This window comes from Kocuria sp. JC486, assembly GCF_011602805.1.
GTDB lineage: Bacteria > Actinomycetota > Actinomycetes > Actinomycetales > Micrococcaceae > Kocuria > Kocuria soli.
The window spans coordinates 81,554-104,657 of the sequence record NZ_JAAOZS010000002.1 but is presented as its reverse complement, the minus strand read 5'-3'; the positions used below and the strand labels follow the sequence as shown (position 1 = coordinate 104,657).

Genomic DNA, 23,104 nt, shown 5'->3' with positions numbered 1-23,104 from the left:
CAGCACACCTTCCCACGTCCCGAACAACCCTCAGGAGAGCCCGGATTCCATGGCAGTGCGCCCGATCCGTACCATCGGCGACCCGGTCCTACGTTCCGTGGCGGACCCCGTCCGCCACTTCGACACCCCCGAACGCCCAGAGCTCCGCAAACTGGTCGACGACATGTTCGAGACCATGCATGACGTCGAAGGCGTTGGGCTGGCGGCGCCGCAGATCGGCGTCGGTCTGCGGATCTTCGTGTACGACGTCGAGGGCTGTTCCGGGCACGTGATCAACCCGGAGATCAACGTCGGTACGCAGCCTCAGGACGGATCCGAGGGGTGCCTGTCGGTGCCCGGCATGGGCCACCCCACGCCGCGGGCCGAGCACGCGACCGTGCACGGGTACGACGTCGACGGCGCCCCCGTGACCGTCGAAGGGCACGGCCTGTTGGCACGGTGCCTGCAGCACGAAACCGACCACTTGAACGGCATGCTGTACGTCGACCGGTTGCGGGGCGAGGCCAAGAAGGAAGCCATGCGGACCATCCGCAATCGTGAGTACTCCGCCGTCGTCTCGGACGTCCACGGCAAGAGGTCCTCGACGATCGTGTCGGGACGTGGATCCAGCTTCGGCGCAACCGTCAACGGCGGGCAGATCCCCGCGGGAGGTCGGCGATGAAGGTTCTCTACGCCGGAACCCCGGAGGTTGCGGTCCCACCGCTGCGTCACCTGGCCGAGCAGTCAGATCTGGACGTCGTCGCAGTCCTGACCCGCACCGATGCCCCCAAGGGGCGAAAGAAGACCCTGACGCCGTCGCCTGTCGCGGATGCCGCAGCCGAGTTGGGCATCCCAGTGATCAAGGCCAACCGGGTGGACGAGTCCGTGACGGAACAGCTCCGCGCCACGGGCGCCGAGGTGGCCGCCGTCGTGGCCTACGGGGCACTGCTCCGGCGTGCGGCTCTCGAGGCCGTACCGCACGGGTGGGTCAACCTCCACTTCTCGCTGCTGCCGGCCTGGCGCGGTGCCGCGCCTGTGCAACGTGCGCTGCTGGCGGGGGAGATGACCGCCGGCGCCACCACGTTCGTGTTGGACGAAGGCATGGACACCGGGCCGGTTCTTCGGACCCTGACCGATCCGGTCCGCGACGACGACGTCGCCGGCACCGTCCTGACCCGCCTGGCACGCCTGGGTGCGCCGGTCCTGGCCGATTCCCTGCGCGACCTCTCCGCGGGCGTGCAAACAGCCCCCCAGACGGGCGAATCGTCTCTTGCCCCGAAGCTGACCGGGGCGGACGGACGCATCGACTGGCAGGCCCCCGCCGATCGGATTTCCGCTCTGGTGCGGGCGGTGACCCCGGAACCCGGGGCCTGGACCGAGCTGGAGGGGCAGCGGTTCAAGATCACGGGACGTGTCGTCGAACGCGCGGACCAGCCTGGCTGGAGTTCCGGCCAGGTCCGGTTGCACGACCGGGCAGTCCTGGTGGGAACGGGAACACACCCCGTGGAACTCACCGAGGTCCAGCCCTCGGGGAAGAAGAGCATGCAGGCCGGCGACTGGGGCCGAGGACACCTGGCCCAGCACGGCGTCGGAGAAGTGAGGTTCACGTGAGTCAGGAACGACGCAACCCGGGCCGGACGGGCGGCAACCGAGGCTCCGACGGGCGACGGGGCGGGGACCGCGACCGCCGCGACGAGCGCGGTCGCCAACGCAACCGCCGGTCTGTGGGCCAACGGAAGTTCTCCGCCTCGGCCCCCTCACAACGCACCCGCGCCACGGACCCGGCACGCCTGGCGGCTTTCCGAACCCTGCGCGCAGTGACCTCCGACGACGCCTACGGCAACCTGGTTCTGCCCGAACAGATCCGACGCCTGGGCCTGAACAAGCGCGACGCCGCCCTGGCCACCGAGCTCGCCTACGGGGCACTGCGGCAGCAGGGCACCTGGGACGCCGTCCTGGCACGGTGCGTCGACCGTCCGCTGGCCAAGATCGACCCGCCGGTCCTGGACGCCCTGCGCCTGGGCACGCACCAGCTGCTGGCCATGCGGATCCCCGACCACGCCGCCATCGACCAGACCGTCGGACTGACCCGGGCCGAAATCGGAGCCGGGCCGTCGGGCCTGGTGAACGCCGTGCTGCGCAAGGTCATGGCGAAGGACCTGGAGTCCTGGCTCACGGAACTGACCCAGGGGCAGGGGGAGATCGATCGGCTCTCCGTCGAGACCTCGCACCCCGCGTGGATCGTCCGGGCGCTCAAGCAGGCGCTCGCGATTCACGGTCGCCCCGCCAGCGAGCTGCCAGAGCTGCTGCGCGCGGACAACGAGGCTCCGAAGGTCCACCTGGTCGCTCTCCCCGGGCTGGCGGATCTCTCGGGTGCTCTCGAGCAAGGTGCCATCCCCAGTCCGCTGGTCCCGGGAGCCGCCGTCAGTGGCGGCGGCGACCTCCACCGCCTGGCCGACGTCCAGGACGGGACCGTCAGGGTTCAGGACTCCGGCTCCCAGCTCGTGGCCCGGTCCATGGTCGCGGCGGAACCTGTGCAATCCGGTGAACGGTGGCTCGACCTGTGCGCCGGACCCGGCGGCAAAGCTGCACTGCTGGCAGCGGAGGCGGCCCGTCACGGCGCCCATCTGCTCGCGAATGAAGTCGCGGAACACCGGGCGGGCCTGGTTCGGCAGGCGCTCGAGACCGTCCCCGAGCAGGCGTGGAGCATCCGCGTCGGTGACGGTCGGGAGATCACGGCCGAGGACGCACAGAACTCGACCGGCCAGACCGGATTCGACCGCATCCTGGTGGATGCCCCGTGCACAGGGCTCGGTGCGCTGCGCCGTCGTCCGGAGTCCAGGTGGCGGCGCACGCCCCAGGACCTTGCCGAGCTCACGGTCCTCCAGACCCAGCTGCTCGCCACCGCGGCGGACGCCCTCAAACCGGGTGGTTTGCTCGTCTACGCGACCTGTTCGCCGCACGCCGCCGAAACCGCCGTCGCCGTCGACGACCTGTTGCGCACCCGGACTGACCTCACGCTGGTCGATGCAGGACCTGCCGCACGCGCGGCAGCCCTGCCCGGCGCCCTGGACGGTGAAGCTGATCCGACCAAGGCCTACGCGGGGCCCAACTCCGGACGTGCCGATGCCGGGGCGACGACCCTCCAACTGTGGCCGCACGTTCACGGCACGGATGCCATGTTCGTGGCCCACTTCCGCAAGCGCCCCGTAGCCAAGACTGACCAGGCCTGAGTCACCCGACCCGACCCATCTGACCGCGAGCCCGCCCGGGTTCACGGAACACGAACTGAGGAGGCACCGTGTCCCGCTGCTGCATCAACCCCTCCATCCTGTCGGCCGACTTCGCCAACCTGCAGACGGAACTGGCCAAGATCGCCACGGCGGACGCCGCCCACGTGGACGTGATGGACAACCACTTCGTCCCCAACCTGACCTTGGGCCTACCGGTGGTCGAACGGTTGCAGCAGATCTCACCCGTGCCCCTGGACGTGCATCTCATGATCCAGGATCCGGACCGGTGGGCTCCCGGATTTGCCGAGGCAGGCTGCGACTCCGTGACCTTCCACGCAGAAGCTGCGACGGCCCCGGTTCGTCTGGCCCGGGAGCTGCGTGCCAGGAACGCCAAGGCCGGCCTGGCGGTACGGCCCGCCACGCCGATCGAGCCGTACCTGGATCTGCTTCCCGAGATCGACATGCTGCTGGTGATGACCGTCGAACCCGGGTTCGGTGGACAGAAGTTTCTCGACGTGACCCTGCCCAAGATCCGGCGGGCTGCCGAAGCGATCCGAGCAGGTGGGGGCCAGGTGGCCCTGCAGGTTGACGGTGGGATCACCGAGGAAACCATTGTCCGCGCGGCGGAAGCCGGTGCGGACGTCTTCGTGGCCGGCTCCGCGGTGTACGGCAAGGAGGACCCCGCGGCGGCGATCGAGGGACTGCGCGCCGCGGTCGCCCACGTGTCATAATCGGCAGCACGACACGACGTGCTCCGAGATCGGTGAAATTCCGAGCCGGCGGTGACAGCCCGCTAACCGAGCACCAGGTTCGATCAGTTCGCTGACCCGAGCCCACGGTGCTTCGGCCTGACCGGTGAAATTCCGGTGCCGACAGAAAAGTCTGGACGGGAGGAGCACAGGTGGACGCCGGATTCGGCGTGCCACCTCTTTCTCCCATGCCACGAGTCTCTTCGCCGCCGGTCGTCCTGCCGGTGGGCCCACCGGTGACCAGTACCAACGGGTGGCCCCCGCAGACCGGTGAGGAGATCGGACGTGGAGCTCTTGCGATGGCTGTTCGATGCGCAGTTGCACATCGGGGACAGCTTCGTCCTGTGGCGGGAGGTCCTCGGCAACGTCTTCGGGTTGCTCTCCGCCCTGGGCGGTATGCGGCGGAAGCTGTGGGCCTGGCCGGTGGGCATCATCGGCAATCTCCTGTTGCTGACCGTGTTCCTGGGCGTCGTCTTCGGCTCGCCCAACCCCGTGAACCTCCTGGGGCAGGTCGGCCGGCAGGTCATGTTCATCGCCGTCGCCGTGTACGGGTGGCTGCGCTGGCGACAGAGCCGGGGCGATGCCGGTGCTGCCGTCACCCCGCGATGGGCGACCCCCAAGGAACGGATCCTTCTGATCGGACTGCTCGTGCTGGGAACCGCGGCGCTGACCCCCGTCTTCCGGGCGCTTGGATCGTACGAACCCGTGTGGGCGGACGCCTGGATCTTCGTCGGCTCCGTCCTGGCCACCTGGGGCATGGCGCGTGAATGGACCGAGTTCTGGCTGGTGTGGGTGGCCGTGGACATCGTGGGAGTTCCCCTGCTGCTCAGCGCCGGGTACTGGGCCTCGGCAGCCATGTACGTGTTCTACGGGGCGTTCACGCTCACGGGATTCTTCATCTGGTGGCGGGTCCAGCGTGTCGACGGCGCCCGCGCGGCTGCGACTCCGGACGGGGCACCGAGGACCGGGTCGGTGGTGTCGGTCGAAACGGCCTTCCCCGATGTCTCGGTCTCCGTGACGCCCGCCAGGCCCGGGGCCGTGGACCCTGTCGCCGGAACCTCGGACGGGGGAAGGCCATGACCACGGATTCGGACACGATGTTCACCGCGGCGGAGACCGAGGCGATGGACCTTGCCCTGGCCGCGGCACTTCGCGGGCACCGGGGCGCCAACCCCCTGGTGGGGGCGGCAATTCTGGGGGAGGACGGTCGAGTCCTGCACGTCGGTCACCACCGTGGCGCGGGCACCCCGCACGCCGAGGTCGACGCGATCGATCAGGCTCTGGACGCGGGCACGGACCTGACCCGCTGCACCATGGTCGTGACCTTGGAGCCCTGCAATCACACGGGCCGCACCGGGCCGTGCGCGGAAGCCGTCGTCGAGGCCGGAATCCCTCGCCTTGTCCACGCCGTGGCCGATCCCACGGAGAACGCCTCCGGTGGAGCCGCGCGGCTGCATGCTGCCGGGGTCCAGGTGCACAGCGGCCTGCGAGGGGAACGTGCCGAGCAGCTCAATCATCGGTGGGCCCGGGCACAGGGGGAGTCGCGCCCGTACGTGACCGTGAAGACTGCCCAGACCCTGGACGCACGGATTGCCGCCGCGGACGGGACCAGCACCTGGATCACCAACGAGGAATCCCGCGCCCACGCCCACGGCGTCCGCGCCCGGGTGGACGCCATCGTGGTGGGGACGACGACGGTTCTCACCGATGACCCGCGACTCACCGTCAGGACACCGGCCGGCGACCAGGCCCGCGGTGACCAGAACACCAGTTCCCCCCTTCGGGTGGTCATGGGGCACCGTGACGTGCCCACGGCCGCCCGTGTACGCGGCGCGGACGGTCGTTTCCGGCACCTGCGCACGCACGACCCGGCCGTCCTCCTGACGGAGCTGTATGAGGAAGGCGTGCGGCACGTTCTCGTGGAGGGCGGCGCCACCGTCGTCGGGGCCTTCCTGGCAGCCGACCTGGCCGACGAGGTCCTGGTCTACCAAGCCCCGTTGATCCTCGGCGCCGGGCGCCCCTCCTACCCGGACCTCGGCATCCAGACCCTGTCGGAGGCCCTGAAGTTCCTGCCCGACGAATCCGACGGGGGCAGCCTTCGACGTCTCGGCTCGGACGTGCTGTGGCACCTTCAGCCCGTCCCCGAGGCCAGAACACCCATGACGTGATCGCGCTGCCTGGCGTCGACGCGGCACGTCACGTCCAGACCCCATGTCAGTTCACAGAAGAGTTCACAGAAGAGTTCACAGAAGATGCAGGAGACACCATGTTCACGGGAATCGTGGCCGGGACCGGCACCGTCATCGCCGTGCAGCCCAGTGCACACGGAACCACCGAGGGCACCACTCGGATCCGCATTCAGGCGGGAGAGATCGTCCAGGATCTGCCCGTGGGTGGTTCCCTGGCCGTCGACGGCGTGTGTCTGACGGGCGGGACGGACCGGCCTGCGGACGGCGTCTTCGAAGCGGACGTGATGGGGGAGACCTTGGCCCGCACCACTCTGGGGGAGCTCGCGGCCGGCGCGGTTGTGAACCTGGAACGCTGTCTGCCCGCCGACGGTCGGCTGGACGGTCACGTGGTCCAGGGCCACGTCGATGCCACGGGTCAGATCGTGGCGCGCACGAACCACAGCGACTGGGAAGTGGTGCGCATCGGCGTGCCCGCTGATCTGGCGCCGTTGCTCGCGGAAAAGGGGGCAATTGCGGTGGACGGGGTGTCCCTGACCGTGACGGCCGTGAGTGCCCCGGAGGCCACCGAACACTGGTTCGAGATCGGCCTCATCCCCGCCACGCTGGCCACCACGGGGCTGGGGACCAAGACCACCGGCGCACGGGTGAACCTGGAAGCCGATGTCATGGCCAAGTACGCGGCCCGCCTCGCGGCCTTCCAACCGTGGACCGCGCCCCGGAACGGAGAGACCCGATGAACACCTCGGCCGGTTCGCCGACCAACACCGTGAACGACGACGGGACACCCATTGTCCTGGCCAGCATCGAGACCGCCGTGGCGGCGATCGCTGCGGGGGGAGCCGTCGTCGTCGTCGACGACGAGGACCGGGAGAACGAAGGCGACCTGGTCTTCGCCGCCGAATTCGCGACCCCTGAACTCACCGGGTTCACGGTTCGTCACACCTCCGGTGTGCTGTGCGTCCCCATGACCGAAGCGCGGGCAGACGCCCTGGGCTTACCGCCTATGACGGCTGTGAACGAGGACTCCAAGGGGACCGCGTACACCGTGACCTGCGATGCGCGGATTGGCGTCAGCACGGGCATCAGCGCGGCCGACCGCGCACGGACCGCCCGAGTCCTGGCCGCCGCGCAGAGCGGGCCGGAGAGCGTCACCCGACCCGGACACATGCTTCCGCTACGCGCAGTCGACGGCGGCGTCCGGCAACGCCCAGGACACACCGAGGCCGCCGTGGAGCTCTGCGCCCTGGCGGGCCTGCAGAAGGTTGGGGTGATCGCCGAACTCGTCCACGACGACGGTTCCATGATGCGCCTCCCCGCATTGCACAGGTTCGCGAGGGAGCACGGTCTCCCGCTCCTGAGCATCGAGGACCTCGTGGCCTGGGTGGGAGGTCAGGAAAGTGCTCCCCGCGGCGGCAAGGCCCGACCGGTGCTTGCCGTGTCGGAGGACGTGGTGATCCCCATGCCGGAGGGCCGCTTCTTGGTTCTTGGCTGGCAGGTCGAAGACCCGGACGGCACCACCGCGGGAGAGCACCTGAGTCTGACCGCGCTCGACCCGGCAACGGACCTTCCCTTGACGGGCCAGGACGCACCGCTGGTCCGTCTGCATTCGGAGTGCCTCACGGGAGACGTCTTCGGGTCCTACCGCTGTGACTGCGGTGCCCAACTGCACCAGGCACTGAGCAAGCTGGCCCACGAGGGAGGGACGCTCGTCTACGTCCGGCGGCACGAAGGCCGTGGCATCGGCCTGGTCAACAAACTGCGGGCCTACCGCCTCCAGGACGGGGGAGCAGACACCGTGGAAGCCAATGAACTGCTGGGTCTTCCCGCCGATGCCCGGGACTGGGGCGCGGCGGCCACGATTCTGCACGAACTGGGCCTGAACCGCGTGCGGCTGCTGACCAACAACCCCGCCAAGCAGACCGCGTTGACCGACCTGGGCATCGAGGTCACCGCACTTGTTCCCAATGAAGTGCCGGCCCGTGCGGAGAACCACACGTACCTGGTCACCAAACGTGACCGCATGCGCCATCGACTGCTGCACATCGACGACGCAACCCATCCGGTCGTCGCACCCGGCAGTAAAGCACCATCCACCTCGAACCCAACGGAGAGAACCCCATGAGCGGACACGGCGCACCCCAGAGCAAGCTCCAGCAGCTGTCCACGGACGACTTGAGCGTGGCCGTCGTCGCCTCGAGCTGGCACGACGAGATCATGAACGGCCTCCTGGACGGCGCGGCCCGCGCACTGCGTGACGCAAGGATCGACGACGCAGTGACCGTCCGAGTGCCGGGCTCCTTCGAGTTGCCGGTTGCCGCCGCACGGTTGGCGCAGAAGTACGACGCAGTGGTGGCTCTGGGGGTCGTGATTCGAGGCGGAACGCCTCATTTCGACTACGTCTGCCAGGCGGCAACCCTCGGTCTCACGGACGTGGCGACACGCTCCGGGGTCCCCATCGGTTTCGGCGTGCTCACGTGCGACACGGAAGAGCAGGGCATCGACCGTGCCGGACTGCCCGGGTCCAGCGAGGACAAGGGATACGAAGCGACCGCGGCAGCGATCGAAACCGCGCTGACCCTCAAAGCCCTGGGGGCATGATCAGGTCCTGACGTGCAAGGGCGGGCCACCGAATGGATCGGTGGCCCGCCCTTGCACGCGTCTCAGAGCTCGTCGTCCTCGGCCTCTGGCTGCCAGCGGTTGAAGTCCAGGGTCAGGTACAGCGCGAGCGCAGGGGAGTTGTCCTCACGGATCCGCAGGCTCACACGGTCATGACCGGAGTCCTTGAGCGCGGCGGCCGACTGCCGCACGAGCCGCTCCGCCAACCCCTTCCGTCGGTGGGCGCTGTGCGTGAACAGCTCGAAGATGTAGGGCGCGTCCGGCAGACCCTCGCCCGCGCGGCGCTGGACGACCAACGACGCCGCCACGATCTCGCCGTTGTCATCCTCGACCACCGGTGAAGCCTCCGGGAGGAAGGGCCCGTACTCACCGTCGAACAGCCCCTGGACGATGTCCTTGGCCTGGTCCAGGGTGTCCACGCCGCCGCCGTTGGCGCTGTCGAGTCCCACGGCTTCATAAGCCGAGTAGAACAGCTGAGCCAGCGCGTCGCGATCCTCGGGCGAGGCCGGACGGGAAATGTGATCGGCTGTGTCCGCACGCGGGACGACGTCAGCGGTGCGCGCGATCAGGATGATGGTTCCGGTCATGAGAGCCCTCCGTGCGTGGATGTGCGGTGAATCGAGGCGAGCGTCCGATGAGGGCCGCTGGGTGCTGCTTCCTTGTAAGCGTACTCACTGGGTGGTGTGCATCCAGCGCCCGTGGCAGATCGTTTCACGGTCGTTGTGGACCGGCCACGGCCTTCGATCTGCGGGCCACCGGAGGAGGAACGGAAAAGGGCCCCGGCGACGATGTTGTCGCCGGGGCCCTTCACCTCAACGGAAGCGAAACCTCAGTGGCCGCTGCTGGAACTACCAGCCGATTCCAGCTCGTGCACGTCGTGGGCGTGCTCGTGGTGGGCGGCTTCGAGTTCTGCCGGGGTCACGGGTGCCACGCGGTCTTCGAAGAACAGGCGGGAGAGGCGTCCGCGGAGCTTCTCGGATCCGGTGACCTTGCCCTTGGCGTCCTGCTGGGCGGGCAGGACCTGGTTGTCCTCGAAGGCCACCAGCTTGTAGCGGCGGTATTCGTCCAGGGGCTCGTGGACCTCGATGAACTCACCATGGGGCAGCTGCTGGACCCGTCCGGTCTCGCGACCGTGCAGCACGATCTCGCGGTCCTTGCGCTGCAGCGCAAGGCACACGCGGCGGGTGATGATGAACGCGATGATCGGTCCGAAGAAGAACAGGAACCGCAGGATGTAGATCACATCGTTGACCGCCAGATGGAAGTGCGTGGCGATCAGGTCACCGGTGGCGGCGATCATCAGGACGCCGTAGTAGACCATCGCGGCCACACCCAGACCCGTGCGGGCCGGTGCGTTACGCGGGCGGTCCAGGATGTTGTGGACCCGGTTGTCCTTGGTGACCCAACGCTCGAGCCACGGCCAGGTGAACATCCCGATGATGAACACCGTGAGTGCCACGATGGGCAGCAGGATCGCCATGGGCAGTGTCACCAGACCGAAGAGGTCCCACTCCCACGTGAACGGCCAGTTGCCCGGCATGATGCGCAGGGCGCCGTCGGTCCAGAGCATGTACCAGTCAGGCTGGGAGCCTGCCTGGACGGGTGAGGGGTCGTAGGGGCCGTAGTTCCAGATCGCGTTGATCTGCACGGTGGCCGCGATGGCTGCCAGCACGCCGAAGACGATGAAGAAGAAGCCACCGGCCTTGGCCGCGTAGACCGGACCGACAGGGAAGCCGACCACGTTGTTCTCGGTGCGCCCCGGGCCGGGGAACTGAGTGTGCTTGTGGACCACGACCATGAACAGGTGGACCACGACCAGGGCCAGGATGATCATCGGCACGATGAACACGTGCACGATGTACAGCCGCCCGATGATCCCGTGACCGGGGAACTCCCCACCGAAGATCAACATGGAGATGTACGCGCCGACCAGCGGCACCGAGCGGGCCAGACCGTCGACGATGCGCAGGCCGTTGCCGGAGAGGACGTCATCGGGCAGCGAGTAGCCGGAGAACCCAGCGACCAAAGCCATGACGAACAGCAGGCAGCCCACGACCCAGTTCAACTCACGCGGGCGGCGGAAGGCGCCGGTGAAGAAGATGCGGGCCATGTGGACCATGATCGCCACGGAGAACAGCAGGGCTGCCCAGTGGTGCAGCTGGCGCAGGAACAGGCCACCGCGGATGTCGAAGGAGATGTTCAACGAGGACGCGTAGGCCGCGGACATCTCCACGCCCTGCATGGGCACGTAGGACCCGGTGTACTCGGTGGTGACCATGGTGGGGTCGAACCAGAAGGCCAGGAAGGTCCCGGAGAGCAGCAGGATGATGAAGCAGTAGAGGGCGACCTCACCGAACATGAAGGACCAGTGGTCCGGGAAGATCTTGCGCCCGAACTCCTTGACGATCGGCGACAGACCCACACGGGTGTCCACGAAGTTGGCGATCTTGCCGACGTTCGTGTCCGCCTGGTACTCGGCAGTGTTGCCGTGCGTCGTGGTGGAAGCAGACATCAGTTACCGTTCTCCTCTTCCATCTCGTTGACGGCGATCACGCGCTGCGAGTAGCTCGGGCCGACCGGCTCCGTGAAGTCACTGCGGGCGACCAGGTAGCCCTCGTCGTCGACCTGGATGGGCAGCTGGGGCAGCGGGCGGGAGGCGGGTCCGAAGACGACCTCGCACTCGTTGGCCAGGTCGAAGGTCGACTGGTGGCACGGGCACAGCAGGTGGTGGGTGTGCTGCTCGTACAGTGCGATCGGGCAGCCGACGTGGGTGCAGACCTTCGAGTAGGCGAAGATGCCGTCGACGTTCCAGTCCTCGCGCCCCGGAGTCACCGTCACGATGTCCGGGTCCAGACGCATCAGCAGGACCACGGCCTTGGCCTTCTCGTCGAGGTAGCCCTCGTCGTGACCCAGGTCCATGAGGCTCTCGGGCAGCACGTGGAAGGTCGAACCGAGGGTGACGTCCGAAGCCTTGATGGGCGTGCCGGAGGGGTCACGGACAAGGCGAACGCCCTGGTCCCACAACGTGTGACGCAGCGGGGTCAGGTTCAGCGGCCCCAAGTCCTTGAGCAGGCCGACGAACGGCAGGGGAGCCAGGACGGCCGCACCGATGAGGGTGTTGCGGATCAGCGGACGGCGCTTGATGCCGGACTCGTCCAGGATCGTGCCGACAATCTGTTCCGCCTCGGCGCGCTGGTCCTCGGTCACGACGTCGTGCCGCTCCTCAACCAGCTCGTGGTCCGGCATGAGCGTACGAGCCCAGTGCACGACGCCGACGCCGATGCCGAGCATGCCAAGGGCGATGCCGCCACCGAGCAGGAGGTTCTGCAGGCGCAACGCCGCGGTCGGAGCGCTGTCCGTCACCGAGTAGATGTCACCGTCCACGCGGACACCGAAGTAGCCCACGAAGAAGAGGATCGAGCCGATGATCGAAACGGCGAACAGCAACGCCACCTGGCGCTCGGCTCGCTTGGCCGCGCCGGAGTCGACGTCGGTGGTGCGCGGACGGTGCGGGGGCAGACCCGGGTCCTGGAAAACCGCCTGTTCGTCCGCGCTGCGGTCGAGCAGGTTTCCCTTCTTCCCCTGGGGAAGGCCGTCACGGTGGTCAGCCATGTGGTCCCTCTTCTTCTCTAGTTCGAAATGTGGTGCTTGGTGCCGGGTACCGGCATTACTGCGTGAGTGAGCTGGGCGCCCGGATCAAGCCGACCGAGAGGTGAGCCAGACGGCAAACCCGATGATGATCAGCAACCCGATGGTCCAGATGAACAGGCCTTCCGAAACAGGCCCGAGGGAGCCCAGACCAAAACCACCGGGATCCGTGTTGTTCTCCATGGTCTTCAGGTAGGTGATCACATCCCGCTTCTCGTCGGGAGTGATGTTGGCGTCGTTGAAGACGGGCATGTTCTGCGGCCCCGTCTGCATGGCCTCGTAGATGTGCTTCTCGTCCACGCCCATCAGCGACGGCGCGTACTTGCCGCGGGTCAGGGCGCCACCGGCACCGGCGGCGTTGTGGCACATGGCGCAGTTGGCAAGGAACACCTTGGCGCCGTTGGCGGCGTCGCCCTGGCTGACGTCAAGGCTCTCCTCGTCCGGGACCTCCGGGCCGGCACCCAGGGAAGCGACGTAGGCGGCCAGCTGGCGGGTCTGTTCCTCGTTGAACTGTGCCGGCTTGACCTGTGCCTGGGGGCCCTGCATCTGCATGGGCATACGGCCGGTGCCGACCTGAAAGTCGACCGAGGCCGCGCCAACTCCGACCAGGGACGGGCCCGAGTCGGAGCCTTCGCCGTTCATGCCGTGGCAGGTGGAGCAGTTGGCGATGAACAACTTGCTGCCCTCGTCAACGTCCGACGCGGTGTAGTTTTCGGCGGCCTTGGCCTGGTTGGTGGTCGTGGCGACAGCGTAGAGACCACCGGTCAGGAGGAGGGCACACACGAGCAGTGCCAGCAGAGCCAAAGGGTGGCGTCGCTTCTGTGAGAGAGCCTTCACGTCAGAAGTTCCTTAAAGGTCGGGCGGGGCGGGGCTGTGTGGTGCGGTGGTTATCGCAGGAAGTACACGATGATGAACAGCGCGATCCAGATGACGTCCACGAAGTGCCAGTAGTAGGACACGACGATGGCGGACGTGGCTTCGAAGTGGCCGAAGCGCTTGGCCAGGAAGGCGCGGCCGATGATGATCAGGAACGCGATCAGACCGGCGGTCACGTGGAGGGCGTGGAACCCGGTGGTGATGTAGAACGCCGACCCGTAGGCGTGGGCGGGGATCGTCACACCGTGCGAAATGAGCTCCGCGTACTCGTAGGCCTGCACGGAGACGAAGATCGCGCCCATGAAGAACGTGAGGATGAACCACTCGACCATGCCCCACTTGGCGACCTGCAGCAGTCCGCCGGTGCGGCGCGGCTGAAGCCGTTCGGCGGCGAACACGCCGAACTGGCAGGTCACGGAGGAAAGGACCAGCACCGTGGTGTTGGCCAATGCCATGGGCACGTTCAGTTTGGCGGCTTCTTCGGTCCACAGCTCCGGCTGCGTTGCGCGAAGCGTGAAGTACATGGCGAACAAGCCCGCAAAGAACATGAGCTCCGAGGCCAGCCACACAATGGTCCCCACCGCGGTGAGGTTGGGGCGGTTGATGGCCGGGGCGGGCTGCCGCGCTGCTGGGGCATGGGTTGCTGTCGTCACGAACGACATTATGTCGCCAAACTGTCGCCCGGACCAACCTAGACACCCCGGACGTGCCGTCCAGTTCCACCTGAATCCGACTGCGTTACGGGAAATCACAAGGGATCCGGCCCAAGTCTTTGCTCAGAATCCTCCGGCAACTGAGCGCATCCGAACGGTGAATCCACTCAGAAGTCGCGCTCGGGGCCGGCCCGCGGACAACGATAGAGTGCTCCACGTGACTTCCAACCACGTTTCGTCGTCAGAGCCCCACCGCGCCCTGGACTGGCCCCAGATGACCACGGATCTGATCGCAGGCAAGGACCTGACACCGGAGCAGACCTATGCGGCCATGGACGCCGTGATGTCCGGCGAGGTCTCGGAAGTGACCCTGGCCGGTTTCCTCGTGGCACTCAGGGCCAAGGGTGAAACCGTGGGTGAACTGCGTGGGCTGGCCGATGCCATGGTCGAGCACGCGCGTCCCATCGCCGTCCGGGGCCCTGCCGTGGACATCGTGGGGACGGGAGGCGACCGGCTGCGGTCGGTCAACATCTCCACCATGGCGGCCCTGGTCGCTGCAGCGGCCGGCGCGAAGGTGGTCAAGCACGGCAACCGCGCGTCGTCGTCGAAGTCGGGTTCCGCCGACTGCCTCGAGGCACTGGGCGTCCAGCTGGACATGCCCGTGGACATGGTTGCCTCTTGCGCGGAGAACGTGGGTATCACCTTCTGCTTCGCCCAGACCTTTCACCCGTCCATGAAGTACGCCGCGGGGGCCCGGAAGCAACTGGGAGTGGCCACAGCGTTCAACTTCCTGGGACCGATCACCAACCCCGCCAAGGTCGAGGCGTCTGCGATCGGTGTTGCGGATCGCGCATTGGCGCCTATGATGGCGGGCGTCTTCGCCGAGCGTGGCGATCGCGCACTGGTTTTTCGGGGGGAGGACGGTTTGGACGAATTGACCGTCACGGGAACCTCCGACATCTGGGAGGTCCGTGACGGCGAGATTCAGGAGCACGTTCTGGATCCGCTGGAACTGGGCATGCCCCGGGCCACGGTGGAAGACCTGCGTGGTCAGGACGCGGAATACAACGCCCAGGTCGCGCGCCGAGTGCTGGCGGGGGAGACGGGGCCGGTGCGCAACGCCGTCCTGTTAAACGCAGCGGCCGCGTTGGTCGCACTTGACCCCAGTGGAGAGGCACCCTTTGCGGAGCGGTTCCGTGCCGGCGTTACACGAGCGGCCGAGGCCATCGACTCGGGTGCTGCCGAACAGCTGCTGCGGCGGTGGATCGAGCACTCGCGATCGAGCGCGAGCTGAGTCGGTTGACGGCCTGGGGTTGGGGGTACTCGCCCCTCAGTCCATCCCCAGCGCGAAGGCATCGTCCAGGTCGTGCTTGCTGTAGGTGCGGAACGCGATCTGCGTGACCGTTTCGACCACTCCCTCGACCTTCGACAGGCGATCGGCGATGACGTCCGACAACGCATCGTGTTCCCGGACCCTGACCATGGCGATCAGGTCCCACTCGCCGGTCACGGAATAAACCTCGGAAATGCCCTTGAGTTCTGAGATCTTCTCGGCGACCTCCGGGATTCGGGAGGCATCCGTTCGAATCATGACGATCGCGGTGAGCATGGGGCTCCTTCGTGAGGGGGCGTCGGGCCACCGACAGGTGAGCGTCCCGGGCACGCAGGGGTTCGCGTGCCCGGGCTGGGTTCGATTCCCACTCTAGCCCGCGGTATCGCTGACGGTCACGGTGGGCAGGGCGTCGTCAGTCCTGCGGCCGCCCGGGCTGTCGACGGCGGAGGATCAGCCAGGCGATCACGCGCCAGCCCACCAGGAAGATCAACAACACGGTGGCCGCCACGAACACGAAGGACATGGCCACGCCCTCACCGGTGACCGCCCGTAGGGTCATCCCGCCGGCCACGGTGACCAGCCAGAGCATCAGACCCGAGAGGATCGAGACACCGGGGCGTCCTGCCACCGCGATCAGGAACCACCCGACGGCCGTTGCGGCCAGGAACGGCCAGGCCGTGTCCAGGAAGCCCCACGCGCTTTCACCGTGTGACGCCCTGCCGACAGCGGCGAACACACAGACCAGAAGCACATCGATCAAGATCCACGCCACCACGGAGGCTCGTACGTTCTTGACGGGAAGCTCCTCGCCCGTGGCTTGGGGAGTCGGTTCCGGGATCATGTGGTGCTGCCTTTCCGTGCGGACCGGTGCCGCAGACGGCCTGCGGTGTCCAAGGGCGTAGGAGTCGGTGGATGAAGCGGCCGTCACGATCTCCTGCGTGATGTGGTGCTCCTGGTGTCAATTTTACGTGACCCGTTGGCAGGCCCTGATTCGTGGATAGGGTGTAACGCATGGAGACTGCATTTCAGGCCAATCCCGTGCACACCGTCGGCGAACTGCCCAGCGTAGGGTCCTCCGCACCGTCTTTCGACCTGGTGGGTTCCGACCTCTCTCCGGTCGCCTCCCAGGACCTTGCCGGGCGTCGCCTGGTCCTCAACATCTTCCCGAGCGTGGACACCGGTGTCTGCGCCGCATCCGTGCGCAGGTTCAACGAACTGGCAGCCGGGCTGGAGAACACAACCGTACTGTGCGTGTCCGCAGATCTGCCGTTCGCGCACGCCCGGTTCTGCGGGGCGGAGGGCATCGAGAACGTCGTGAGTGCTTCGAGCTTCCGCTCGAGCTTCGGTCAGGACTGGGGGGTTCGGATGACGGACGGGCCGCTCGAAGGGCTTCTGGCGCGTTCCGTCGTCGTCCTGGACGCCGACGGGAACGTCGTCCACACGCAGCTCGTCCCGGAAATCACGGAAGAGCCCGACTACGACGCCGCCGTGGCCGCCCTGAAGTGACCCGCTGGGTCAGGATGAATCCCGAATTCGTATGTTCCATTGCCCGACCGGTGTCCACCCGGACACCGGTCGGACCTGTTCGTGGAGGAAATGACGTGGATGCAGCATTGGCGGTCCGTGACCTGACGCTCAGTGCCCGGAATCCGGCGATCATCGTCCCTGTGATGCCGCAGCATCGTTCCGACGTCGCCGGTGAGTGTGCCGCGGCGGTGGCCGTGGGCGCCCAGGTGGTCGAATGGCGGGTCGACGCCTTGCAGGACCTTGATGCAACGACTGGGGGGCCGGCCGAACCGGACCTGGACCTGCTGGTCGACACGGCAGACGAACTGCGGTCGGTGCTGGGTGAGGTGCCGTTGCTCTTTACTGTGCGAACAACGGCAGAGGGCGGCCATGGCCCCAGTGACCAGCGGTACGTCAGGCTCCTGGAAGCCGTGATCAGGGCGGGCGCGGCGGATCTTGTCGACGTCGAGTACCGCAGGGATGGGGCGGCCGACCTGTTCGAATTGGCGGGCCGACACGGAGTGCCGGTCGTGGCCAGCTATCACGACTTCTCGGGTACCCCGTCCGCGGAGGAAATCGAGGGGATCCTGGCGGCCCAGGAAGCCATGGGGGCAGCGATCGCCAAGGTCGCGGTGATGCCCCGGAACCAGGCCGACGTCGCCACGCTGCTCCTGGCCACCGCCCGCCGGGCCGAGTCCGCCGCCGTACCCCTCATCACCATGTCGATGGCCGGAACCGGTGCAATCTCACGCATGGCCGGTCATTTGTTCGGTTCCTGCGGGAGCTTCGGGACCGTGGGCCAGGCGTCTGCTCCGGGCCAGATTCCGGTTGCGGACCTCACGGAACTCATGGAGCGGGTCACTGCCGCTTCGCGTCAGAGCTGACCGACGGGGCACCGCCGGGCTTGAGAGCGTCCACCAGGGACACGATCAGCGCCAGGATGATCACCACGCCGATCAACACGTAGGTGGTGTCAGCCGCCTTGTGGGCGCCCTGCGGAAGTACGTGGAAGTACACGCCCGTCATCGCCGCCGTTCCGACGGCGGTTCCGATCCGCTGCCCGGTCTGGGTGATGGCTGCCGCCGTGCCGCCGTCGGAGACCGGAACCTCTCGAAGCGTGAGGGTCTGATTGGGGCTGGTGACCATGCCACCGCCGATGCCGATCGGCGTCATGACCGCGCCCAACAGCCACAGCGGGGCCGTTTGGTCGGCCACCAGCGGAGTCATCAGCACCGTGGCACCCAGGCCGACGAGCATGATGACCAGTCCGATCACGACGGTCCAACGACCGATGGTGACCACCAGACGTCCCCCTACTTGAGCCGCGATGGCCGTGCAGACGGCTGCCGGGACGGTGAGCAGGCTTGCCGTGAGTGCCGATTGTCGGAAACCCTGCTGAACCAGCTGCGCCTGGATGACCCAGATGGAGGTCGAGGCCATGAAGTAGATACCGATCATCAGGGAGCCCAGCGTGAAGCTGCGGATCCGGAACAACCGCAGGTCGACCATCGGTTGCCGACCCGCTTGTTGGTAGCGGCGCTCCCACCGGACCCACAGCCAGACCGAAGCCCCTCCCAGGGGCAGGAGCAACCATGCCCAGGGCTCGTCCGAGGCCAGCATGAACGGCAACATGATCAGGAGGACTGCCAGGCCCAGGATGACGGCACCCACGGGATCGAGGTCCAGCTTCCGCGTCGACCGAGGTGCCGGGCGCAGATCCATCCAGCGCAACGCCAGGACCGTGATGGCCGCGCCGACCGGGACGTTGATCGCCAGGGTTGTACGCCACCCGATCGCGGCCGGGAACATTCCCAGGAGGAAGCCGCCGATGACCGGTCCCACGGCCACGGCCACTCCGACCACGCCGCCGAAGGCGGCGAAGGCCTGGGCTCGCTCGCGCCCCTGGTAGTGCTGCTGGATCAAACCGGCGACCTGCGGATTGACCATCCCAGAGGCCACGCCCATGACCAACCGGGCGATGTTCAGCCAGAAGATGTCCGGAGCCAGGGCTGCGGCCAGGGACGACACTGTGAACAACGCGATGCCACCCACGAAGATCCGCTCCCGCCCCAGGAGATCCCCGCTCCTGCCTGCGGCCACCAGGACGATGCCGAAGGACAGTGCGTATCCGGAGAGGACCCACTGCAGGCCCGTGTCCGAGGCGCCGAGGCCGCGCTGGATCGAGGGCAGCGTGACATTGACAATGCTGACAGCCATCAGCGCCATGAACAGCGAGCCCAGCAGCAGGGTCAGGATTCGACCGCGGCGTGGATCCGGGGTGGGGTCTGGTCGCTGTTCCGGGGCTGAAGTCACCCACGCGATGCTACGCCCACGGGTCAGTGCTCACAGACCGACGTTCAAAAACTGGAGGCCATTGCGGTCGGGTGAGTAGACGCAAAAGCCCCTGGCCCCCGGACGCTTTGGTGTCCGAGGGCCAGCGGGGCGAACGACGACGCCTTCGTCAGGCGCCATAGGCCTTCTGCACGCCCTGATGGTCGAGGTCAGAGAAGCTCAGGCTCTGGGACCCACCGTTGCACTGGGGGTAGTGCATGATCGACACCGAGTCGTACGGGGTCAACGGGCTCCAGTTGTTGTCCTCGAAGCAGGTTCCGGCCTCCGGACGGGTGTGCTCGTGGCGGAAGCCCAGCACGTGTCCGAGTTCGTGGGCCAGGATCGCGTCCTGCTGCCACCCGGAGGAGTAGAACTGGTCGGCGACGAGCACGTTGCGTTGAAACTTGGGGGAGTCCGGGAAGAAGGCACGGGCGATGTACCCGGTCTCGGAGGTGGGCTCGACCGAGAACACGACGTTGTTGTTGGACGTGTTGCAGTCGCCGTCCTCGGAGGACACGTACGTGAAGTCGATGCCCGACGAGGCGCCCTCCCACATGGCGGCGCCACCTTCCATGGCGTTGACGACGATCGACTTCTGGCTTCCGAAGTCGTCCGAGACGCAATTGGTCAGGTCCTGTGCCTCAGATGCCGACCACAGGGTCTGGTTGCCGTACACGTCCGTGTTGGCGATCAGATCACCGGTGCCTCCCGAGGATTCCTCGGCCACGGGCACCGACGGGAGGGATTCGTAGAAGGAGAACAGAGAGGCGGTGTCGGCCACCGGTATGTCACCGTCGACGATGTACTGACCGTCGGCGGAGCGGTAGGTGTCAGCCTGGAACTGTTCCCAGGTCGGCTTCTGTCCGGTGGATGCGGAGCCGTCTTCCTGTGCGACGGCCGCCGGTGCGATACTGAACACCATTGCTCCGGCTGCAACGGCGGCGCCAAATCGGTGGAGGGTTTTCATGGGAGAGTCCTTTCGCCCGGATGAATGATTCATCCGAATATTCTTCGGCACGGCGGGCCCAATACTTCGGGAGATCCAGGGGTTCGGATTCGTCCCGGGGTGGTATCGCCATGTTGGGATAAAGGGCGTTTTGACTAGTCGAAACAGCTTCACCGTAACGGTTTGGCAACGATGAAATAAACCCGTCACAAGGGGTGACGGGTTAATGGATCCGAAATGGGGGCGGTGTTCGTGGGAAATTTTCCGCTTAGTCCGCGGCAGGGCGCGGATCTCTCTGTCGAGTCATGCGTTGCGTAAAGATGCGACGTAAAATGCACATACAACAACAATGGATGCAGATGGGACAGAACGGTGGTTTTTTATCGCAAGCGGTCGGTGATGAGGGGGCGCTGAGCCTTCGGGAGCTTCTCCACCACCAACCGGTAGGCGTCCTCGACCATCTCTTCCACCAGTCGGGCGGTCACGGATTCGTGGCCGGCCACGGAGACCCAATGCTTCTTGTTCATGTGGTAGCCGGGGCTGATCGACGGGTACTGCTGGCGCAGTGCGAAGGAATCCTCCGGTTCGCACTTGAAGGTGATGATGGGCTCGCCCGTGACATCCGTACACATCAGGAAGACCTTCCCCCGGACCTTGAAGACCTCGTGCTCCGGGCCAAAAGGGTACGACTTGTCCGCGCCCGGTAGTTCGAGCGCAGTGCGTCGAGCGCGATCTTGAATGGCGTGACCGTCCATGCCGCCACGGTAGTGACTCGATTCTGGGGCTCACATCCAGGACACAGCTTCCGCATGTCGTCGACATGGAAAAGCCCGCGAATCTCGAACCATGACGAATCACGAGCAGAACACCAGCCCGATCACCTTCTCCGCCACGGACCAGAACACAGGTTCCACACTCTCGAATCGTACGGGCGGGGCCGCGGAGCCCACGCTTCGGAACCGGCTACGGATCGGGGCAGCCGGCTTGGTTCTTGCCGCCATGCTGGCCACCACCGCGTGCAGCCCCGCGAATTCAGTGGAGGCCACTTCTGAGACCTCCTCCACCGGATCAAGTGCCTCTTCGAGCACAGCAACCGAGACGACCACAAGCAGTGACCAGAGTGGCACCGGGACCGCCGCCGAGGTCCAGGCCCTGGCCGAAGCGTTCGCGGACACGTTGGATGACGAGCAGCGAGCACAGCTCTACCAGGAGTACAGCTTCGACAACGCGTCCAACTGGTCGAACTTCCCCCAGCAACTCCTGCAGGACGGGATGGGCGGCATGGGCGCGCCGGGGGAGCAGGACGCGAGCGCCGGGTCGTCGTCGGAGTCCTCCTCCACATCCTCGTCCAGTTCCTCAAGTGGTCGTGTGGGTCTGGACCTCGGTTCGCTGAAAGAGGAGCAACGCTCTGCGCTCGAGGAGCTGATGAAGGCCGCGATGGGCTCGGAGGACAACGAGGGCTATGACGAGGTCATGTCGATCCTTGCTGCCGACGACTACCTTGCCGAGCAGAACGCGTCCAGCACGGAGTACGGATCGGACAACTACTACATCGCCTTCCTGGGTGAGCCCACGGACTCCGGCACCTGGGAGTTGCAGTTCGGTGGCCACCACCTCGCGGTCTCCAACACCTACACCGACGGGGAACTGGTCAGTGCGACGCCGTCGTTCCGCGGTACCGAACCCACCGGCGAGTTCAGCTACGACGGCGAAACCTACGATCCGCTGACCCAGGAGACGGACGCGTTCACGGCGTTGCTGGACTCCCTGACCGACGAACAACGTGCGGAGGCGGAGATCGACCAGTCGAACCTCCTGCTGGGCCCGGGGGCGGACTGGCAGTTCCCGGAGGAGGCCGAGGGCATCAAGGTCTCGGAGCTCACGGATGAGCAGAAGCAGCTGGTCCTGGACGCCATTGCCACCTACGTGGACGATCTGCCGGAGGAGCAGGCGGCCGAGTACATGCAGCGGTACGAGGCGGAGTTGGACGACACCTACATCTCCTTCTCGGGCAACAGTGACTTCGCCAGCGTGGGGGACTACGTGCGGATCGACGGGCCCAGCGTGTGGATCGAGCTGGCCATGCAGAACGGAGTGGCCACCTCGACCCCGCACATTCACTCGGTGTGGCGCGATTCCGAGACCGACTACGCGGGGCTCACTGCCGAGGAGGAGACGGAAGCCTCCCAGTCCTGACGCTAGCCTGGGGGTCATGGCATCGACCACCGGTTCTACACCCCCCGACAGCGGCATCCACATCCAGCGCGTGGGGGAGGGCGAGAAGAACCTCGTCTTCCTCCACGGCTTGATGGGGCGGGGCAAGAACTTCGCGCGCTTCGCCAAGGAACTCTCCGAGGAATGCACCGTCCTGCTGGTCGACCTTCCCAACCACGGTGCCTCGGCCTGGACGGAATCGGTCGATTATCCGAACCTGGCCGCGGCCGTTTCCAAGGCGATCAACGAAGAACTGGGCAACCAGCCCTACTACCTCGTGGGTCACTCCATGGGGGGCAAGGTGGCCATGACCATGGCCCTCACGCAGCCCGAGCTGATCCTCAAGCTCATGGTCGTGGACATCTCACCGGTCAAGAGCTGGAACAGCGGGGGAGAGTTCCCGCACCTGCTGGGCAGTCTCCTGTCCGTGGACCTCAACCAGGTGGCGAACCGGGCGGAGGTCGAGCAGAAACTCAAGGACCCGATCCCTCACCCCACCGTCAGGGGATTCCTGATGCAGAACCTCCGGTACTCGGGCGGTGGCTTCGGGTGGCAACCGAACCTGGAACTGCTCTACGACAGCCTGGACACCATCGGGGGTTTTCCCGAATTCACGACGACGTACGACCGCCCGGTCATGTGGGTGGCCGGTGGTGAATCGCAGTACGTCAAGGACGAGTACCGGCCGGTCATGCAGAAGCTGTTTCCGCAGGTCCGCAAGATCACAGTCAAGGGCGCCGGGCACTGGGTGCACTCCCAGAAGCCGGAGGAGTTCACGGAGCTGTTGCGGCACTTCCTCAGCTGAGAGCGTGTTCCGTCACCTCCGGCGCG

24 protein-coding genes and 1 riboswitch are annotated in these 23,104 nt (G+C 66.6%); of the genes, 14 read left to right on the top strand and 10 right to left on the bottom strand.

Translation table 11 applies throughout. From position 1 onward, the window contains the following. Positions 1 to 49 precede the first annotated feature (49 nt). The 9 genes from def to ribH all read left to right on the top strand — a co-directional run bounded on the left by def (position 50) and on the right by ribH (position 8,748). Positions 50 to 661 (top strand): peptide deformylase, encoded by a 612-nt coding sequence (gene def, locus GWK18_RS01765; protein WP_166832786.1) that lies wholly within the window; start codon positions 50 to 52, stop codon positions 659 to 661. Next, positions 658 to 1,590 carry a methionyl-tRNA formyltransferase gene (fmt, locus tag GWK18_RS01760; RefSeq protein ID WP_166832785.1) on the top strand — a complete coding sequence of 311 codons (933 nt, stop codon included), beginning with the start codon at positions 658 to 660 and terminating at the stop codon, positions 1,588 to 1,590. Before def ends, fmt begins: the two co-directional genes overlap by 4 nt. Beyond that, entirely contained in the window at positions 1,587 to 3,212 is a 1,626-nt protein-coding gene (locus GWK18_RS01755; protein ID WP_123824695.1) for a transcription antitermination factor NusB, read from the top strand. The genes fmt and GWK18_RS01755 overlap by 4 nt, the downstream gene beginning before the upstream one ends. Positions 3,213 to 3,280: 68 nt before the next feature. Beyond that, positions 3,281 to 3,943 carry a ribulose-phosphate 3-epimerase gene (rpe, locus tag GWK18_RS01750; RefSeq protein WP_166832783.1) on the top strand — a complete coding sequence of 221 codons (663 nt, stop codon included), beginning with the start codon at positions 3,281 to 3,283 and terminating at the stop codon, positions 3,941 to 3,943. A 15-nt stretch (positions 3,944 to 3,958) separates the two neighbouring features. Further along, positions 3,959 to 4,114: riboswitch (FMN riboswitch) on the top strand. Between the two features lie 132 nt (positions 4,115 to 4,246). Beyond that, on the top strand, positions 4,247 to 5,041 hold the full coding sequence (gene pnuC, locus GWK18_RS01745) for a nicotinamide riboside transporter PnuC (RefSeq protein ID WP_123824697.1): 795 nt from the start codon (positions 4,247 to 4,249) through the stop codon (positions 5,039 to 5,041). Next, positions 5,038 to 6,129 carry a bifunctional diaminohydroxyphosphoribosylaminopyrimidine deaminase/5-amino-6-(5-phosphoribosylamino)uracil reductase RibD gene (gene ribD, locus GWK18_RS01740; RefSeq protein WP_123824698.1) on the top strand — a complete coding sequence of 364 codons (1,092 nt, stop codon included), beginning with the start codon at positions 5,038 to 5,040 and terminating at the stop codon, positions 6,127 to 6,129. The genes pnuC and ribD overlap by 4 nt, the downstream gene beginning before the upstream one ends. Positions 6,130 to 6,227: 98 nt before the next feature. Further along, positions 6,228 to 6,887, top strand: a complete 660-nt coding sequence (locus GWK18_RS01735; RefSeq protein ID WP_123824699.1) for a riboflavin synthase — start codon at positions 6,228 to 6,230, stop codon at positions 6,885 to 6,887. Beyond that, positions 6,884 to 8,272: a 3,4-dihydroxy-2-butanone-4-phosphate synthase gene (gene ribB, locus GWK18_RS01730; protein ID WP_166832781.1), complete on the top strand. Its 1,389-nt coding sequence runs from the start codon at positions 6,884 to 6,886 to the stop codon at positions 8,270 to 8,272. Before GWK18_RS01735 ends, ribB begins: the two co-directional genes overlap by 4 nt. Further along, the gene (gene ribH / locus GWK18_RS01725; protein WP_123824701.1) at positions 8,269 to 8,748 is read left to right on the top strand and encodes a 6,7-dimethyl-8-ribityllumazine synthase; all 480 of its coding nucleotides are present in this window, start codon (positions 8,269 to 8,271) and stop codon (positions 8,746 to 8,748) included. Before ribB ends, ribH begins: the two co-directional genes overlap by 4 nt. Positions 8,749 to 8,810: 62 nt before the next feature. Here ribH and GWK18_RS01720 read toward each other — a convergent pair whose 3' ends face one another. The 5 genes from GWK18_RS01720 to GWK18_RS01700 all read right to left on the bottom strand — a co-directional run bounded on the left by GWK18_RS01720 (position 8,811) and on the right by GWK18_RS01700 (position 13,943). Continuing rightward, complete coding sequence (locus GWK18_RS01720; protein WP_123824702.1) at positions 8,811 to 9,353, bottom strand: GNAT family N-acetyltransferase; 543 nt, start codon at positions 9,351 to 9,353, stop codon at positions 8,811 to 8,813. Between the two features lie 242 nt (positions 9,354 to 9,595). After that, positions 9,596 to 11,278 (bottom strand): cytochrome bc complex cytochrome b subunit, encoded by a 1,683-nt coding sequence (locus tag GWK18_RS01715; RefSeq protein ID WP_166832779.1) that lies wholly within the window; start codon positions 11,276 to 11,278, stop codon positions 9,596 to 9,598. Next, the gene (locus GWK18_RS01710; protein WP_166832777.1) at positions 11,278 to 12,378 is read right to left on the bottom strand and encodes a Rieske 2Fe-2S domain-containing protein; all 1,101 of its coding nucleotides are present in this window, start codon (positions 12,376 to 12,378) and stop codon (positions 11,278 to 11,280) included. The genes GWK18_RS01715 and GWK18_RS01710 overlap by 1 nt, the downstream gene beginning before the upstream one ends. Positions 12,379 to 12,462: 84 nt before the next feature. After that, entirely contained in the window at positions 12,463 to 13,251 is a 789-nt protein-coding gene (locus tag GWK18_RS01705) for a cytochrome c (RefSeq protein WP_166832775.1), read from the bottom strand. 50 nt (positions 13,252 to 13,301) lie between these two features. Further along, positions 13,302 to 13,943 (bottom strand): heme-copper oxidase subunit III, encoded by a 642-nt coding sequence (locus GWK18_RS01700; RefSeq protein WP_123824706.1) that lies wholly within the window; start codon positions 13,941 to 13,943, stop codon positions 13,302 to 13,304. A 274-nt stretch (positions 13,944 to 14,217) separates the two neighbouring features. Between GWK18_RS01700 and trpD the strand changes: the two genes are divergently transcribed. Next, entirely contained in the window at positions 14,218 to 15,237 is a 1,020-nt protein-coding gene (gene trpD / locus GWK18_RS01695) for an anthranilate phosphoribosyltransferase (RefSeq protein ID WP_166832926.1), read from the top strand. A gap of 36 nt (positions 15,238 to 15,273) precedes the next feature. On the opposite strand, the gene GWK18_RS01690 is transcribed toward trpD, so the two are convergent. Further along, positions 15,274 to 15,552 carry an Lrp/AsnC ligand binding domain-containing protein gene (locus GWK18_RS01690; RefSeq protein WP_123824707.1) on the bottom strand — a complete coding sequence of 93 codons (279 nt, stop codon included), beginning with the start codon at positions 15,550 to 15,552 and terminating at the stop codon, positions 15,274 to 15,276. Between the two features lie 136 nt (positions 15,553 to 15,688). Next, positions 15,689 to 16,204 (bottom strand): DUF3054 domain-containing protein, encoded by a 516-nt coding sequence (locus GWK18_RS01685; RefSeq protein WP_233568695.1) that lies wholly within the window; start codon positions 16,202 to 16,204, stop codon positions 15,689 to 15,691. Positions 16,205 to 16,287: 83 nt separating this feature from the next. Between GWK18_RS01685 and tpx the strand changes: the two genes are divergently transcribed. Both tpx and aroD read left to right on the top strand, forming a co-directional pair. Then, positions 16,288 to 16,782 carry a thiol peroxidase gene (gene tpx / locus GWK18_RS01680; RefSeq protein ID WP_123824708.1) on the top strand — a complete coding sequence of 165 codons (495 nt, stop codon included), beginning with the start codon at positions 16,288 to 16,290 and terminating at the stop codon, positions 16,780 to 16,782. A 95-nt stretch (positions 16,783 to 16,877) separates the two neighbouring features. Next, positions 16,878 to 17,666 carry a type I 3-dehydroquinate dehydratase gene (aroD, locus tag GWK18_RS01675; protein WP_199732537.1) on the top strand — a complete coding sequence of 263 codons (789 nt, stop codon included), beginning with the start codon at positions 16,878 to 16,880 and terminating at the stop codon, positions 17,664 to 17,666. On the opposite strand, the gene GWK18_RS01670 is transcribed toward aroD, so the two are convergent. The 3 genes from GWK18_RS01670 to GWK18_RS01660 all read right to left on the bottom strand — a co-directional run bounded on the left by GWK18_RS01670 (position 17,641) and on the right by GWK18_RS01660 (position 20,814). Beyond that, complete coding sequence (locus GWK18_RS01670) at positions 17,641 to 19,095, bottom strand: MFS transporter (RefSeq protein ID WP_233568696.1); 1,455 nt, start codon at positions 19,093 to 19,095, stop codon at positions 17,641 to 17,643. The two genes, aroD and GWK18_RS01670, sit on opposite strands and share 26 nt — an antisense overlap. Positions 19,096 to 19,243: 148 nt before the next feature. Continuing rightward, a complete protein-coding gene (locus GWK18_RS01665; protein ID WP_166832773.1) occupies positions 19,244 to 20,080 on the bottom strand; it encodes a M57 family metalloprotease in 837 nt (278 codons plus the stop codon). 359 nt (positions 20,081 to 20,439) lie between these two features. Further along, positions 20,440 to 20,814 (bottom strand): MmcQ/YjbR family DNA-binding protein, encoded by a 375-nt coding sequence (locus tag GWK18_RS01660; protein ID WP_166832771.1) that lies wholly within the window; start codon positions 20,812 to 20,814, stop codon positions 20,440 to 20,442. A 91-nt stretch (positions 20,815 to 20,905) separates the two neighbouring features. On the opposite strand from GWK18_RS01660, the gene GWK18_RS01655 reads away from it, so the two are divergent. Beyond that, on the top strand, positions 20,906 to 22,255 hold the full coding sequence (locus GWK18_RS01655; protein ID WP_245192701.1) for a DUF3500 domain-containing protein: 1,350 nt from the start codon (positions 20,906 to 20,908) through the stop codon (positions 22,253 to 22,255). Positions 22,256 to 22,271: 16 nt separating this feature from the next. Further along, on the top strand, positions 22,272 to 23,078 hold the full coding sequence (locus GWK18_RS01650; RefSeq protein WP_123824711.1) for an alpha/beta fold hydrolase: 807 nt from the start codon (positions 22,272 to 22,274) through the stop codon (positions 23,076 to 23,078). Positions 23,079 to 23,104: the final 26 nt, after the last annotated feature.

Bases quoted from the DNA above. Each gene is read 5' to 3' on its own strand.
- trpD (WP_166832926.1), top strand. From the start codon at position 14,218: ATGACCACGGATCTGATCGCAGGCAAGGACCTGACACCGGAGCAGACC.
- GWK18_RS01665 (WP_166832773.1), bottom strand. From the start codon at position 20,080: ATGAAAACCCTCCACCGATTTGGCGCCGCCGTTGCAGCCGGAGCAATG.
- fmt (WP_166832785.1), top strand. From the start codon at position 658: ATGAAGGTTCTCTACGCCGGAACCCCGGAGGTTGCGGTCCCACCGCTG.
- def (WP_166832786.1), top strand. From the start codon at position 50: ATGGCAGTGCGCCCGATCCGTACCATCGGCGACCCGGTCCTACGTTCC.
- GWK18_RS01735 (WP_123824699.1), top strand. From the start codon at position 6,228: ATGTTCACGGGAATCGTGGCCGGGACCGGCACCGTCATCGCCGTGCAG.
- GWK18_RS01715 (WP_166832779.1), bottom strand. From the start codon at position 11,278: ATGTCTGCTTCCACCACGACGCACGGCAACACTGCCGAGTACCAGGCG.
- GWK18_RS01660 (WP_166832771.1), bottom strand. From the start codon at position 20,814: ATGGACGGTCACGCCATTCAAGATCGCGCTCGACGCACTGCGCTCGAA.
- GWK18_RS01690 (WP_123824707.1), bottom strand. From the start codon at position 15,552: ATGCTCACCGCGATCGTCATGATTCGAACGGATGCCTCCCGAATCCCG.
- tpx (WP_123824708.1), top strand. From the start codon at position 16,288: ATGGAGACTGCATTTCAGGCCAATCCCGTGCACACCGTCGGCGAACTG.
- ribH (WP_123824701.1), top strand. From the start codon at position 8,269: ATGAGCGGACACGGCGCACCCCAGAGCAAGCTCCAGCAGCTGTCCACG.
- GWK18_RS01720 (WP_123824702.1), bottom strand. From the start codon at position 9,353: ATGACCGGAACCATCATCCTGATCGCGCGCACCGCTGACGTCGTCCCG.
- GWK18_RS01655 (WP_245192701.1), top strand. From the start codon at position 20,906: ATGACGAATCACGAGCAGAACACCAGCCCGATCACCTTCTCCGCCACG.
- ribB (WP_166832781.1), top strand. From the start codon at position 6,884: ATGAACACCTCGGCCGGTTCGCCGACCAACACCGTGAACGACGACGGG.
- GWK18_RS01710 (WP_166832777.1), bottom strand. From the start codon at position 12,378: ATGGCTGACCACCGTGACGGCCTTCCCCAGGGGAAGAAGGGAAACCTG.
- ribD (WP_123824698.1), top strand. From the start codon at position 5,038: ATGACCACGGATTCGGACACGATGTTCACCGCGGCGGAGACCGAGGCG.
- GWK18_RS01650 (WP_123824711.1), top strand. From the start codon at position 22,272: ATGGCATCGACCACCGGTTCTACACCCCCCGACAGCGGCATCCACATC.